Source organism: Myxococcus sp. MH1 (assembly GCF_059738865.1).
The window spans coordinates 5,488,535-5,503,043 of the sequence record NZ_AP026947.1; the positions used below are offsets into that span (position 1 = coordinate 5,488,535).

The window sequence follows — 14,509 nt, forward strand, 5'->3', positions numbered from 1 at the left end:
TCAGAACAGGGCGTGCTCCGCGAGGAGCACCGCGATCCCCACCACGAAGCTGACGAGCGTCACGGGCAGCCCCACGCGCAGGTAGCGCATGAAGGACATGTCCACCTTGCCGCGCGCCGCCTCGAAGACGATGAGGTTGGCGACGCTGCCGACGAGGGTGAGGTTGCCGGCCAGCGTGGAGCCCAGGGCGAGCACGTGCCAGCCCAGCTCCACGTTCTGCAGCGTGGGCACCCACGAGCGCGCGAGCATGACGAAGGGCACGTTGCTGAAGAGGTTGGACGCAACCAGCGTCAGCCCCGCGAAGCCCAGCGTCTCCCGCCACGGCGGCCCCGCCATCAGCGGCGCGAAGATGAGGCGGATCTCCTCCGCCCAGCCGTGCTTGTTCACGCCGTAGACCACCACGAAGAGGCTGGCGAAGAACAAGAGCAGCACCCAGTCCACGCGCTCGAGCGCCTCGCGCGGCTCGCGACGGGACAGGGCCATCACCAGCGCGGCGCCGGCCAGCGCGCTCCAGCTCATGGGCAGCCCGGCGAAGAAGGCCACGATGACGCCCACCGTCACCGTGAGCGTCAGCACCAGGAGCCAGCGGTCCACGGGCGGCGGTGGCGGCTGGGGCTCGAAGCGCTTCGTGCTCAGCTCGTTGCGGAAGAGGTACACCAGCGCGGCCGCGACGATGATGGTGGACAGGAGCGCGGGCACGGCCATGTACGCCGCGAAGCTGGCGTACGAGATTCCCGACGCGCCCTGGATGAGCATGTTCTGCGGGTTGCCGGTGAAGGTGGCCACCGAGCCGCTGTTGCTGCCCATGCACACGGCGAGCAGGTACGGCACGGGCGGCAGCTTCGCGTCATCCACCGTGGCGAGCACCAGCGGCGTGAGCATCAAGCACACCGTGTCGTTGACCAGGAACGCGGACAGCACCGCGGAGATGAACGTCACGGCGATCAACAACAGGCGGGGCGTGCGGGCGCGACGTACCGCCCAGGCGCCGGCCGTGCGGAAGACGGCGGCCTGGGACATGTACGCGGCCAGCAGCATCATCCCGAGCAGCAGGACGATGGTGTCCGCGTCGATGGCGTGCTTCGCGGTGTCCTCGCTGTGGTTGAAGACCTCCGCGGGCGAGACCACGCCGAACACCACCATGAGGACCGCGCCGAGCAGCGCGCCTCCGGGGCGGTCGAGCTTGAGGAAGGGGAGCCGGGCGCCGGCGATGAAGACGTAGGTGAACAGGAAGATGGCGAGGGCCACGGGCGCGGGAACCTAGCCGAGCCACGTCCGGCGTGCTCGACCGTGTTCGCGTTGTCCGCCCCGGTACACACCTGTACAGTGCCCGACCCATGAAGTTCGAGAAGGAAGAAGGGGCCTTCGGTGGCCCGCGTCGCACCCCGTGGAACGCCCCCCGGGGGTTGGACTCCGTGCTCCAGCAATGGAAGGCGGACCGGGGCCTGTCGCCCTGCTTCTCGCTCGACGAGGCCACCCCCGCCCGGGTCGGCTCGTTCGCGCCCATCCCCGAGGACGTGGCCCCCCAGGTCCGCGAGGCGCTCCGCCAGCGAGGCGTCGAGCAGCTCTTCTCCCACCAGGCCGAGGCCTTCCGGCTGGCCCGCGCGGGCAGGAACCTGGTCATCGCCACCCCCACCGCCTCGGGCAAGAGCCTCTGCTACAACCTGCCGCTGATGGATCGCTTCGCCCGGGAGCCCCAGGCGCGCGCCCTCTACCTGTTCCCCACCAAGGCGCTGTCCAGGGACCAGGAGGAATCCCTCCGGGCCTTCATGCGCGAGGCCGGGCTGACGCATGGCGCGATCACCTTCGACGGGGACACGCCGGCGGACGCACGCCGCGCCGCCCGGGAGCGAGGGGGCGTGCTGCTCACCAACCCCGACATGCTCCACACGGGCATCCTCCCGCACCACGCGAGCTGGGCTCGTTTGTTCTCAAACCTGCGCTACGTGGTCATCGACGAGCTGCACACGTACCGGGGCGTCTTCGGCTCGCACCTGGCGAACGTGCTGCGCCGGCTGCGTCGGGTGGCGCGCTTCCATGGCTCGGACCCGGTGTTCATCGCCGCGTCGGCGACCATCGGCAATCCGCAGGCGCACGCGCGGCGGATGCTCGGGTGTGACGTGGAGCTGGTCGCCCAGAGCGGGGCGCCGGCGGGGGAGCGGCGGGTCATGGTGTTCAACCCGCCCGTGGTCAACGCGGAGCTGGGCATCCGGGCCAGCTACCTCAAGACGGCGGTGCGGCTGACGTCGGACCTGGTGCGCGCTGGCGTGTCGACGCTGCTGTTCGGACAGTCGCGCAACAACATCGAGGTGATGCTCAAGTACCTGCGCGACCGGTTCGTCGAGGAGAAGCTGGACCCGTCGCTCATCCAGGGCTACCGGGGCGGCTATCTGCCGGGGACGCGGCGGGCGACGGAGGCGGCGCTGCGCGCGGGGGAGGTGCGCTGTGTCGTCGCGACGAACGCGCTGGAGCTGGGCATCGACATCGGCTCGCTGGACGCGGTGGTGTGCGCGGGGTACCCGGGCTCGGTGGCGGCGCTGATGCAGCGCTTCGGCCGCGCGGGACGTCGTGGCGCGGGGAGCCTGGCGTTGCTGGTGACGTCGAGCGCGCCGTTGGACCAGTACATGGCCGCGGACCCGCGCTTCCTCATCGGCGCGCCGGTGGAGCACGCGCGCATCGACCCGGACAACGTGGAGATCCTCGTCCAGCACCTCAAGTGCGCGTCGTTCGAGCTGCCGTTCGAGGAGGGCGAGGCCTTCGGCGACGTGCCGGCGGAGTCGACGGCGGAGGCGCTGGGGTTCCTCGCACAGCACCAGGTGGTGCATCCGACGGCGGGGGAGGGTGGCCGGCGCGTTTTCCACTGGTCCTCGGACGCGTATCCGGCGAACCACGTGTCGCTGCGCAGCGTGGGCTGGGACAACGTGGTCATCATCGAGCGCGGCACGGACCGCACGCTGGCGGAGATGGACTTCCGCTCGGCGCACACGATGTTGCACGAGCAGGCCATCTACCAGCACGAGGCCGAGCAGTATCAGGTCGAGCAGTTCGACTACGAGAACCACAAGGCCTTCGTGCGCAAGGTGGCGCCGGACTACTTCACGGACGCGATGACGTACGTGCGCGTGAATGTCATCCAGGAGGACCAGGGCGCGCCCGTGGGCCCGTCGCTCCAGGCCGGCATGGGCGAGGTGAGCGTCATCGAGAAGGTCGTGGGGTACAAGAAGATCAAGTACCACACCCACGAGAACGTCGGTTACGGCGAGGTGGCGCTGCCGGAGATGCAGATGCACACCACGGCGCTGTGGCTCACGGTGCCGGAGTCGGTGGTGCGCTCGATGAAGGCGCCGAGGCCCGCGGTCATCGACGCGCTGCGAGGCATCGCCACGGCGCTGCGCACGGTGGCGTGCGTGGGGTTGATGATCGACCCCCGGGACATCGGCAAGACGCTGGGCAGCCGCGATGACGCGGACGGGCCTCCGCGCAAGGATGGCGGGGTGGGGTTCGATCCGACCATCTTCCTCTACGACAACATCCCCGGCGGCGTGGGGCTGGCGGCGCGGCTGTATGACCAGCGCGACGAGCTGCTCGTGCGCGCGCGGCGACTCCTGGAGTCCTGCGCGTGCGAAGAGGGCTGCCCGGCGTGCATCGGTCCGGCGTCGGGTGTCATGCCGGGACAGGCGCCCGTGGACCCGCATCCGCGCAAGCGCTTGGGGCTCGAGGTGCTGAGCCTGCTCGGCGTCGCGGGCGTGCAGTAGACGGCGGAGGGCTCGGCGCGTGGACCTCAAGCGAAAGCTGGCGCGACTGACGGGCGTGGGCCCCGGCGGCAAGCCCGCGAGCCGCGTGGCCACGCTCCCGGAGCCGTCGGACGAGGGGAGGGCTCCACCGGGGAACGTCGCGGAGCGCTCCGCCGAGGCGAACACCTTCGCTCCTGCTTCACCGCCGCCGACGGTTTCACACGAGGAGTCAGCCGCCCCGGCTCCTGCCCATACGGGCCAAGCCCCCGGGCCGGACGAGACATCGCGCCACGCCATCACGCCCGAACCGTCAGCCGCCGCATCGCCCCTGGCCCCCGCGCGCCCGAGCGACCCGCGCATCGAATCCCTCCGGCGGATGCTCGCGGACTGGTCCGAGCGACAGGGCCAGACCGCCGCGCGTTGCCCCACCCAGCCTCGTCCTCCTCCCGGTCCGCTGCCCGTCGTGGCCCAGGAGACACCGCACGGCACCGTCCACGTCTCCGAGCGCCTCCTGCCTCCGGACCATCACCACGGCAGCGCCCCCGTGGCCGGCGCCCTCGACGTGGAGGGCGCCCTGGTCGCCCGGCTCGCGCTCCACGAGGACCTGGCCGGCGTGGACTACCAGCGCATGCTCTTCCTCGACACGGAGACCACGGGCCTCGCCGGCGGCACCGGCACCGTGCCGTTCCTGGTGGGCCTCGCCTGGTTCGAGGGGCGCTCGCTGCGCGTCCACCAGCTCTTCCTGCGCAAGCTCGGCGAAGAGGCCCCCATGCTGCGCGTGCTCGCCGAGCGCATGGCCCGCTCCTCCTGCATCGTCACCTTCAACGGCAAGAGCTTCGACTGGCCGCTCTTGCGCACGCGCTTCGTCCTCAACCGCGTGAAGGCCCCCGCCGAGCTGCCCCACCTGGACCTGCTCCACTGCGCCCGCCGCGTCTTCAAGCACCGGGGCGCCGGCACGCGACTGGTCCACATGGAGGAGCAGGTGCTCGGCCTGCGCCGCGTCGATGACGTGGACGGCTCGCTCATCCCGGACCTGTACTTCCGCTACCTGCGCGGCGGCGACGGCGCCTCGCTGACGCCCGTGCTCGAGCACAACGCCAACGACCTCCTCCTCCTCGCCGCCCTCCTGGGCGAGATGGTCCGCCGCTTCCGCGCCGGCGACGGCACCGCCGTTCCCCGGGACGAGGACCCCAGGGACCTGCTCGGCTTCGCGAGCGTGGCGCTCCGGGCGGGAGACCACACCCGGGCCCGGGCCTTCGCGGCCGCGGCGACGAAAGGCTCCGGCACCGTGGGCATGGAGGCCCACGCCCTGGCCTCGCGCCTGGCCCGCATGGCCGGCGAGCCCCAGGCCGCCGCGGACCACCTGCACCAGGCCCTCCAGTCCGCCCGGGGCTTCCAGGCGGCGAGCCTGCACCTGGAGCTGACCAAGCTCTACGAGCACTCCCTCAAGGACCTCGCGGCCGCGCTGCGCCACGCCCGACTCTCGGCGGCGGCGGAGTTGCCGGAGGACCACCGGCGCCGCATCGTTCGCCTGGAGGGCCGAATCGACCGGAGCACGCGGGCCCGCGCGCTGGACCTGGGCGCCCGCCCACCTCGCCCCGGCCCCTGAAAGCCCTTGCGTCCGGTTTCGGGCGGGGGGCCCCGCTCCCATGCCCTCCCGCAGACCGGCCGAGCACATGATGGGAGCGTTGGACAACGGCCTGCGCTAAGAGAGGCGCCATGAAAATCGCGAAGGACAGTGTCGTCTCCATCGACTTCAAGCTTCACCTCGGCGATGGAAAGCTCATTGACGAGAGCGAGCCGGGAGATCCGCTCGTCTACCTGCAGGGCCACGAGGAGGTCGTCCCCGGCCTGGAGAAGGCCCTGGAGGGCAAGGCGAAGGGAGACAGCCTGTCGGTCGTCATCCCCCCCGAGGACGGCTACGGGCCGCATGACCCCGAGGGCCTCGAGGAGGTCCCCCGTGACGAGTTCCCCGAAGGGCTGGAGCTCCAGGAGGGCGGCATCCTCACCGCCACGGACCCCGAGGGCGACGAGGTCGACCTGCTCGTGAAGGAGATCAAGGGCGACACCGTGGTGGTGGACTACAACCACCCGCTCGCCGGCAAGACGCTGCACTTCCAGCTGACCGTGGCCGACGTCCGCGCCGCCACGGCCGAGGAGCTGGAGCACGGCCACGCTCACGGCCCGGACAGCCACCACTGATTCGAACCCCGGGGCCTTCGTGAGCCCCGGGCCCCACCACCGCTCCCGCGAAGTCCTCTCGCGGGAGCGGCCCTTCCTCCCTGACGCGGACTAGCGCCCGCCCATCAGGTCCGAGTTGAAGGAGAAGCCCAGCAGCAGGTACGGCATCGCCTCCTGACGGCTGGGGTGCTTCAGGTACCAGGCCACCATGCCCAGCACCGTGGGGCGGTTGAACATCGTGCCCTCGTCCGTGTTGAAGGCGTAGGAGACGACGGGGCCCGCGCGCATGTGGCTGTTGTCCGCCTTCAACGCGTCGGAGACGCCCTGGTCCTCGGTGTACTGCGGCCACACGCCGCTGAAGCGCGCGCCCAGCATCCACCGACCGGACAGGTAGACGACGTCCGAGTCGTTGGTGAAGACCCAGCCCTTGCCCGCGAGCAGCGAGTCGAGCATCGGGTCGTAGAACGTCGTCTCGCCGTCGCGCAGCGACAGGTTCCAGTACTCGATGCTGAACTTGGTGCGCACCGCGATGGGGCCCACCTTCGCCTGCAGCGTCGGCTCCACCAGGAAGTGGTGGCCGCTGGTGCTGTAGGCCGCGTCCTCGCGCGCATCCAGCGCGTCATCCGAGAAGTCGTTCAGCGGGTTCGCGTACCCCTGCAGGAAGCCCATGGTCCCCAGGAAGTTCGTGTACTCGTAGCTCAGCCGCAGGTTGAACAGGGCGATCGGCTGGATCTCGAACATCGGACCCACCTTCAACGAGGCGGGGTTCGCCTTGATGAGGGCCGCGGCGTTGACGAACGTGTCACGCATCAGCACGGACTCGCTGTTGAACAGCCGCTTCTGGATGACCAGCCGGTTCTGCGTCTCCAACCCGATGGGGTTGACGCGGAACAGGTTGAAGCTGGTCATGTACAGCCGGACGTTGGGGATGGGGCGGGGTGGGGGGACCGGGGAGGGCTCGCTGGCGGGGGCGACCTCCGGGGTGTTCGTGGGCCCGGCCGTGGGAGCATCCGGCGGAGGCGTCGGCGTGGCCGCGGACTGCTGCGCGGCCGCGGGGGACACCAGACCCAGGCTCAAACAGAGCGTGCAGATGGACAGCGATAGACGCTTGAGCATCATCTCGACACTTCCTCGGGTGGGGGAGACCGCGGCGGGGAGGAACCGCGGCGGGTGCTTCAGGAACGACTGGGGGTTGCGGCGGGAGAGTCCTGCTCGTCCGCGTGGCGTCGCGTCACCGCGTAGCCGAACGCCGCGGCCGTGAAGTACATGATGATGCTGTAGATGGCCGGCGGGATGGCCATGGTGGCGTTGCCCAACAGCAGCGGGCTCATCGCAATCGTCATCGCGAGGATGCCGTTGTGGATGCCGATCTCCATGCCGATGGCCACCGCCTGACGCCGGGGGAGCCGGAACAGCAGCGGCGTCACGAAGCCCACGCCCATGCTCAACAGGTTGAAGCTCAGCGCCGCCAGGCCCACCTGCTGGAAGTACGCGCCGATGTTCTGGCGCTCCTGGTACACGGCCGCCGCGATGACCACCGCCAGGAACGCGGCGGACATGATGCGGATGGGCTTGTCCAGCTTGAGCGCCACCTGGGGCTTCCTCGAGCGCACCAGCATGCCGATGCTCACCGGCCCCAGCACGATGATGAAGACCTGCAGCACCTTGGCGAACTGCATGGGCACCGCCCGGTCCTCGCCCATGAAGTGGTTGAGCGAGAAGTTCACGATGAGCGGCAGCGTCACCAGCGTCAGCGCGCTGTTGACCGCCGTGAGCGTGATGTTCAGGGCCACGTCACCGCGGGCCAGGTGGCTGAAGAGGTTCGCCGTCGCGCCGCCGGGGGAGGCCGCCAGCAACATCAGCCCCACCGCCAGCTCCGGCCCCAGTCCGAAGGCATGGGCAATGAGCACACCGCCGGCGGGAAGCACCAGCATCTGGCACACGAGCCCCACGATCACCGCTCGCGGGTAGACGATGACGCGCTTGAAGTCCGCGAGCGTCAGCGACAGTCCCAGGCCGAGCATGATGACGGCCAACGACAGTGGAATCAGAACCGCGGTGAACACGTTTGACTGCATTCGCCCCCCGTCGATGTGCGGGCGCTCCTCGCCCGTCTCGCGGCAGATGTCTCAATGCAAACAAGCGTGGCGCAAATGGGTGTCTCGCTTCAAGCCACCCCTTGCGATTTGCATCCCGCACGTGAGCAGCGATGACGCCGGGCGTCATTGTTTGTCACGTCGATGGAAAGCTACACCTGTACGCGTGTTACCGGGCCCGCATGGGCGGTGTCATGGATTGCTCAGGGAGGGGGTCGCGTTCGCCTTCGTCGGCGCGAAGCGCAGGAAGAAGCTGTCGTCGTTCCAGCGCGGGCGCTCCGGGGCGTTGGCCACCGCGAGCGTCAGGTCCGCGAGCATGCGGACGAACTTCACGGCGCCCTCCTGGTGGATGGGCTGCGACAGGTCATCCGACGGCGCGTGGTAGTGGCGTGTGTACCAGCTCTTGAAGGTGCGCTCCTCGGCGGAGCCCGGCGCGTAGCCGAACTTGAAGGACAAGGCCGGCACGCCCTGGCGGATGAAGGAGTACTGGTCGCTGCGGATGAAGAGCAGCCGGTGGGGCTCCGGGTCCGGCATCGGCTTCACGCCGTGCCGGGAGGCGACCTGGGCCAGCGGCGTCGCGAGGTTGGACTCCTCCTGGCCGTACGCGACGACGCGCTCGAAGGCGAACAGCGGCAGGAACATGTCCAGGTTGAAGTTGGCGACCAGCGTGTCCGCGGGCACCGTGGGGCGCAGCGCGAAGTAGCGCGAGCCGAGCAGGCCCTTCTCCTCGCCCGTCACCAGCACGAACAGCACGGAGCGCCCCGGCTTCCGGGCCGTGAGCGCGCGCGCCACCTCCAGCACCGCGGCCACGCCCGTCGCGTTGTCCATGGCGCCGTTGTAGAGGTTGTCACCGTCCACGGGCTGGCCCACGCCCACGTGGTCCAGGTGCGCGGTGAGCACCACGTACTCACCGGCCAGGGCCGGGTCGCTGCCCGGCAGCAGGCCCACCACGTTGGGCGACGTCGTGCGCGAGGACACACGCTCGGAGCTCGCCTTCAGGCGCGCGGGCAGCTCGAAGCGCGGCATCGGCTGGTTCGCGTTCGCCCGCTTCAGGAGGTCCTGGAACGAGTGCGGCGCGCCGGCGAACAGCTTCTGCGCGTGGGCCGCGTTGACGGTGACGCCCACTTTCAGGCCCGTGCTCTCATCCAGCGCCGGGTCCGCGAAGGTCATCGCCTTCTGGTGTCGCGACGCGGCGGTGCGCGACCACGGCGTCTCCTCCAGCTTCGGGTTGAGCAGCATCACCGTGCCGAGGGCGCCCGCCTTCTTCAGCGCCTTCGTGCGCTCGGCCTGCGAGCTGTGGTGCGCGCGCAGCGGGCCGGAGACGTGCGCCGGGCCGCCCTGGAGATAGACGGCGATCTTCCCCTTCAAGTCCACGCCGGCCAGGTCGTCGTGGCCCGCCTCCGGGATGGACAGCCCGTGGCCCACGAAGACCATGGGCGCCTCCACCGAACCCGCCTCGCCCGAGCGCGGGGAGATGATGGCGTCCTGACCGATGACCAGCGGCGTGGCGCGGCCGTCGCGCACCAACGCCAGGCTCGACTTCGCCTCGACGAGCTGTCGGGAGACGAGCGGCACCTCCTGGAGGTAGCTGTCACCCGCGCCGGGCTTGACGCCGAGCGCCGCCAGCTGCTCGGCCACGTAGGCCGCGGCCTTGCGGTGGCCCTCGCTGCCGGTGTCCCGCCCCTGCAGTGCGTCGTCCGCAAGGTGGCGGACATGGCCCCACCAGCGCTCCGCGTCGGACGGGGGCGCGGCGGGCTCGGCGCCGAGGGCCAGCGAGGGCAACAGGCACAGCGTCGTCAGCAGATGGGGTGTGCGCAAGGGCGGGCTCGTGGAAGAAGGGCTTCCCTGGCTCAACGCCCGGCCCCGCTCCTCATTTCCTTTCGTTCCCCGAGCGGCCGTCCTCTCCGGGACGCGTCACGCACACGGGGCGCGACAGCCGTGGCCAGGGTCGGCTAGGACGACGCCTCATGAGCCGCGTCCTGGACGAGCTGCTGGAACTCCTCAAGCTGGAAGTCATCGAGGAAAACCTTTTTCGCGGAAAGAGCCAGGATCTGGGCTTCCGTCAGCTCTTCGGCGGACAGGTGCTGGGGCAGGCCCTGTCGGCGGCGAGCCAGACGGTGGAGACCGCGCGGCACGTGCACTCGCTGCACGGGTACTTCCTGCGGCCCGGCGACGCGAGCCAGCCCGTCGTCTACACGGTGGACCGGGTGCGCGACGGCGGCAGCATCAGCACGCGGCGCATCGTCGCCATCCAGAAGGGGCAGCCCATCTTCACGATGATGGCCTCCTTCCACGGCGACGAGCCCGGGTACGCGCACCAGTCGCCCATGCCGGCGGTGCCGCCTCCCGAGGCGCTGCCCACGGACCTGGAGCTGCTCAAGCGCCAGGTGGACCGCATCCCCGCGCGGCTGCGCGAGAAGATCCTCTGCGACAAGCCCATCGAGATGCGGCCGGTGGACTACATGGACCCGTTCCATCCGGTGCCGGGGGAGCCTCGCAAGGCCGTCTGGATTCGCGCGGACGGAGCGCTCCCGGAGGACCCGCAGGTGCACAAGTACGTGCTCGCGTACGCGTCCGACTTCAACCTCATCAGCACCGCGCTGCTGCCGCACGCGGCCAGCTTCTTCCAGCCCCACGTCATCGGCGCGAGCCTGGACCACGCCCTCTGGTTCCATGGGGACCTGAAGGTGAACGACTGGCTCCTGTACGTCATGGACAGCCCGTGGTCCGGCAACGCGCGCGGCCTGTCTCGCGGCTCCGTCTACACGCGCGAGGGAAGGCTCGTCGCGTCCGTGGCGCAGGAGGGACTGCTGCGCATCCTGAAGGGCGACAAGCCCACGTCGTGAGCGAAGGACGTCGCTGGCCGAGCAGCCCCAGGCGGGGCGGAAGGGGACGTGACGATGCGCGCGGTGGTGTATCAGCACGAGGAGCACGAGGGCGTCGGCCTGCTGGGACCCGCGTTGACGGAGGTGGGCTTCACGCTGGTCCACCGCTTCCGCGCCGTCCGGCACGAGGACGTGGACGCGGAGCTGGTGGTGGTGATGGGCGGCCCCATGGGCGTCTACGAAGCCGACCAGCACCCGTTCCTGCGCGACGAGAGCTCCATCCTCATGGAACGGCTGGCCCATGAGCGCCCGTGCCTGGGCATCTGCCTGGGCGCGCAGCTGCTCGCGGACGCGGCGGGCGCGGAGGTCTTCCCCGGCAAGAACGGCTTCGAGGTCGGCGTGGGCCCGGTGCGCTGGACGCCGGAGGCCCTGAAGGACGCCGTCATCACCGGCGCGCGCCCGCGCGGCACCGTGGCCCACTGGCATGGTGACACGTTCAAGGCCGTGCCCGGCGCGACGCTGCTCGCGTCCACGGACCGCTACACGCAGCAGGCCTTCCGGCTGGGCAGCTCCTACGGCTTCCAGTTCCACCTGGAGCTGACCGCGCGCGAGCTGGGACGCTGGTTCGAGCTGGGCGCCGAGGACCTCGCGCTGCGTCACAAGGACGTGACGCAGCTGGTGAGCCAGCTCCCCAGGCTCGAGGCCGCGGAGCCGGAGAACCGCGAGCTGCTGCAAAGACTCGCACGTCACTTCGCCCAGGCGGTTCGCTGAAGACATCGCTGACGCGAAGGGCTCGCGGTCACGTTGTACCCGGCGCAGCCTCGTCGTCCGCTTGGGGTTTCAGTGTTTCACGAATGAGCGGGGCTGAGCCTGGGTCAGGATGGCTCCGGGCGGGCAGGTGAGCGGAGGGAAGGTGAGGGGCCGTTCAGGTGTGGGGCTCACCGGCGACGTCTCATTCATGTATCGTCGACACATCCGCCGGCGGAGAGGGGGAAGTCTGTCTCGCCGATGCAGCGTGCGGACGCGTTGAGGTCGTGATGTGGCATTTCGGCATGGCGCTCCTGCTGCTCGGAGGACTTCCTCCGGACGGCGCCGCGCAGCTCGCGAAGGTGAGCCGGCTCCAGGCGGCGTTGCAGCGCGTGGCCGCGGATCCGGAGCTCGTTCAAGCCGTGCGGGCCCAGAACGCGCGCGGCCTGACGCTCGCCACCATCCGCGCGGAGGATGACGTCTGGCTGTCCACGCCGGCGCTCACGCCCTTCAAGCAGCGCGTGCTCGACGCGAGCTGCTCACGGGTGCTGGCGCGCCACCGCGAGGCCCTGGGCAGCCGGGTGGTGGCGGAGGCCTTCGCGATGGACCGGCTGGGCGCGCTGGTGGGCGCCACGCGCCGCACGTCCGACTACTGGCAGGGTGACGAGGAGAAGTTCCAGGTGCCGTTCCGCGAGGGACGCATGCTCGAGGAGAAGCCCTTCTTCGACGAGTCCTCCCAGGCCTACGTGGTCCAGGTGTCCCTGCCGGTCCGCGACGCGGGCCGCGTCATCGGCGCCGTCACCCTCTCGCTCTCCCTGCTCGACCTCTGAAGTCCCGCCGCCACCCCATGCGCCTCTTCGACGGACTCTCCCTTCGTACCCGACTGACGGTGGCCGTCGCCCTGCTCACGCTCGGGGCCCTGCTGCCCTTCAACCTGTTGGGCCGCGTCTTCGTCTTCAACAACCTCCAGGACCAGATCCACGCCACCCTGCGCGTGGAGGCCCAGGGCCTGAGAGACCTGGTGGAGAGCGCCCTGGTGGAGCGCGAGGCCAACGCGCGCTCCTGGTCCGAGGACGCCATCCTCCGCGGCGCGCTGCTGTTCGACACCTTCGAGAAGAGCGACGCGGTGCTCGTCGCCCTGGAGAAGCGCCACCCCTCGTTCGCGGGCCTGGTGCTCTTCACCGAGGACGGCCGCGCGGTGTCCGCCAGCGAGGAGAAGCTGCGGCGCGCCTACGAGGGCCGCGAGAGCCAGGTGCGCGCCGCGCCCTGGTTCAAGGCCGCGCTCAACGGCACCCAGGACATCACCGGCTTCACGAAGGTGGACCCGTTCTTCGAGCGCACCGTGCTCCCGCTGGCCGTGCCCGTGCTCAGCCCCATCAGCGGCGCGCGCATCGGCGTGCTGCTGGCCGCCTACGAGTGGAGCCAGGTGGGCGAGGTGGTGGCGCCCGCGCTGGAGCGCTCCCGCGCCCGGGGCCAGAAGAGCTTCGCGCTGGAGGTGCTGGACGCGCAGGGCACCACGCTCTTCGACACGCACGAGCGGGACATCGCCCGGCCCGATGACGTCGTCAGCGTGGAGGCGGTCAACGCCAGCAGCGTGCGGGACGTGGGCGACGGCTGGCGCTTCGTGGCCACCGTGGACCCGGAGGACGCGTACGCGCCGCTGGCGGAGGCGGGCAGGGTGGCCGTGGGGCTGACGGCGCTCGCGCTCGTCGTGGCCGGCGTGGGCGGCTTCCTGCTCGCGCGCGGCGCCACCGGGCCCATCTCCCGGTTGAGCCAGGTGGTCACCCGCGTGGTGCGCGAGGGCGACCTCACCCAGCGCGTGGACATCTCCACCCGGCGCGACGAGGTGGGGGAGCTCGCCTCCGCCTTCGCCCTGATGATGGAGCACCTGCGCGAGTCCACCCGCGGCCTGCAGGCGGGCACCAAGGTCCTCAGCCAGACGGTCTCCGAGCTCACCGCCGCCGCCGCCCAGCAGGAGCGCACGCTGACGAAGCAGGCCGCCGCCCTCCAGGAGACGCAGGTCACCGCTCAGGAGATCAAGCAGACCTCGCTGATGGCCGCCGAGCGCTCCCAGGCCGTGCTCGGCGTCACCGCCCGCGCCCGCGAGGTGGGCCTGGCCGGCGAGGCCACGGTCTCCGCCAGCCTCCAGGGCTTCGAGGAGCTGCGCGAGCAGGTGGGCGTCGTCGCCCGCAGCATCGCCGCGCTCAACGAGCGCACCCAGCAGATTGGCGGCATCACCCAGACGGTGAAGGACCTGGCCGACCAGTCCAACATGCTCGCCCTCAACGCGGCCATCGAGTCCGTGCGTTCGGGCGAGCACGGCAAGGGCTTCGGCGTGGTGGCGCGCGAGATCCGCAGCCTCGCCGACCAGTCGATCACCTCCACCGGCCGCGTGCGGGAGATCCTCGAGGACATCCGCCGCTCCATCCAGTCCACCGTCACCCAGGCCGAGCAGAGCCAGGGCAGCGCGGAGACGGGCCTCACCCAGGTGCGCGCCAGCGGCGACAGCCTCCGCGAGCTCACCGGCATCATCCAGGACAACGCCTCCGCCGCTCAGCAGATCGCCGCCGCCGTCACCCAGCAGAACGCCGGCGTGGCGCAGATCTTCACCGCCGTCACCGACCTGTCCCGGATGATGGAGGAGTCCATGCAAGGCCTTCAGGCCGCCCAGCGCATCACCGCCTCCCTGCGGGAGGTCGCCGCTCAGATGGACACCGTGGCGGCCACGTACCGCGTCTAGTCAAAGTCTTGCGGGAAACACTTTCAGTGCCAATCTAGAGCACTCTCCGTGCAAATCTGGATTATGCGCAACCCGGGGATTCCTTGGGCCAATCCCGGCCCCATGGAGTCCCCGTTTCGTTGGTCCTTCACGTGAAGGAGCACCGCAATGCGCAGCGTCGTGAAAGCCGCCGTATGCATGGCAGTG

Annotated in this window: 11 protein-coding genes; 7 read left to right on the forward strand and 4 right to left on the reverse strand. The window is 70.4% G+C overall.

Going from position 1 to position 14,509, the window contains the following annotated elements:
• A complete protein-coding gene (locus AC6JA9_RS21630; protein ID WP_408890402.1) occupies nt 1–1,248 on the reverse strand; it encodes an ArsB/NhaD family transporter in 1,248 nt (415 codons plus the stop codon).
• Nucleotides 1,249–1,337: 89 nt separating this feature from the next.
• Here AC6JA9_RS21630 and AC6JA9_RS21635 point away from each other — a divergent pair, with 89 nt between their 5' ends.
• The 3 genes from AC6JA9_RS21635 to AC6JA9_RS21645 all read left to right on the forward strand — a co-directional run bounded on the left by AC6JA9_RS21635 (nt 1,338) and on the right by AC6JA9_RS21645 (nt 5,936).
• Complete coding sequence (locus AC6JA9_RS21635; RefSeq protein ID WP_223748604.1) at nt 1,338–3,755, forward strand: DEAD/DEAH box helicase; 2,418 nt, start codon at nt 1,338–1,340, stop codon at nt 3,753–3,755.
• A 19-nt stretch (nt 3,756–3,774) separates the two neighbouring features.
• The gene (locus AC6JA9_RS21640; protein ID WP_497957763.1) at nt 3,775–5,343 is read left to right on the forward strand and encodes a ribonuclease H-like domain-containing protein; all 1,569 of its coding nucleotides are present in this window, start codon (nt 3,775–3,777) and stop codon (nt 5,341–5,343) included.
• Between the two features lie 110 nt (nt 5,344–5,453).
• Nucleotides 5,454–5,936 (forward strand): FKBP-type peptidyl-prolyl cis-trans isomerase, encoded by a 483-nt coding sequence (locus tag AC6JA9_RS21645; RefSeq protein ID WP_141333454.1) that lies wholly within the window; start codon nt 5,454–5,456, stop codon nt 5,934–5,936.
• Nucleotides 5,937–6,026: 90 nt separating this feature from the next.
• Here AC6JA9_RS21645 and AC6JA9_RS21650 read toward each other — a convergent pair whose 3' ends face one another.
• The 3 genes from AC6JA9_RS21650 to AC6JA9_RS21660 form a co-directional block, all read right to left on the reverse strand.
• Nucleotides 6,027–7,034 (reverse strand): hypothetical protein, encoded by a 1,008-nt coding sequence (locus AC6JA9_RS21650; RefSeq protein WP_223748602.1) that lies wholly within the window; start codon nt 7,032–7,034, stop codon nt 6,027–6,029.
• A gap of 56 nt (nt 7,035–7,090) precedes the next feature.
• Nucleotides 7,091–7,981: a bile acid:sodium symporter family protein gene (locus AC6JA9_RS21655; protein ID WP_223748601.1), complete on the reverse strand. Its 891-nt coding sequence runs from the start codon at nt 7,979–7,981 to the stop codon at nt 7,091–7,093.
• Nucleotides 7,982–8,203: 222 nt separating this feature from the next.
• The gene (locus AC6JA9_RS21660) at nt 8,204–9,829 is read right to left on the reverse strand and encodes a M28 family metallopeptidase (protein WP_497957764.1); all 1,626 of its coding nucleotides are present in this window, start codon (nt 9,827–9,829) and stop codon (nt 8,204–8,206) included.
• 149 nt (nt 9,830–9,978) lie between these two features.
• Here AC6JA9_RS21660 and tesB point away from each other — a divergent pair, with 149 nt between their 5' ends.
• From tesB to AC6JA9_RS21680, 4 genes are all read left to right on the forward strand, one after another.
• A complete protein-coding gene (gene tesB / locus AC6JA9_RS21665; RefSeq protein WP_223748599.1) occupies nt 9,979–10,857 on the forward strand; it encodes an acyl-CoA thioesterase II in 879 nt (292 codons plus the stop codon).
• 54 nt (nt 10,858–10,911) lie between these two features.
• On the forward strand, nt 10,912–11,607 hold the full coding sequence (locus tag AC6JA9_RS21670) for a type 1 glutamine amidotransferase (RefSeq protein WP_223748779.1): 696 nt from the start codon (nt 10,912–10,914) through the stop codon (nt 11,605–11,607).
• A 266-nt stretch (nt 11,608–11,873) separates the two neighbouring features.
• Entirely contained in the window at nt 11,874–12,413 is a 540-nt protein-coding gene (locus tag AC6JA9_RS21675; protein WP_408891726.1) for a PDC sensor domain-containing protein, read from the forward strand.
• A gap of 17 nt (nt 12,414–12,430) precedes the next feature.
• Complete coding sequence (locus AC6JA9_RS21680) at nt 12,431–14,323, forward strand: methyl-accepting chemotaxis protein (RefSeq protein WP_223783291.1); 1,893 nt, start codon at nt 12,431–12,433, stop codon at nt 14,321–14,323.
• Nucleotides 14,324–14,509 lie beyond the last annotated feature (186 nt).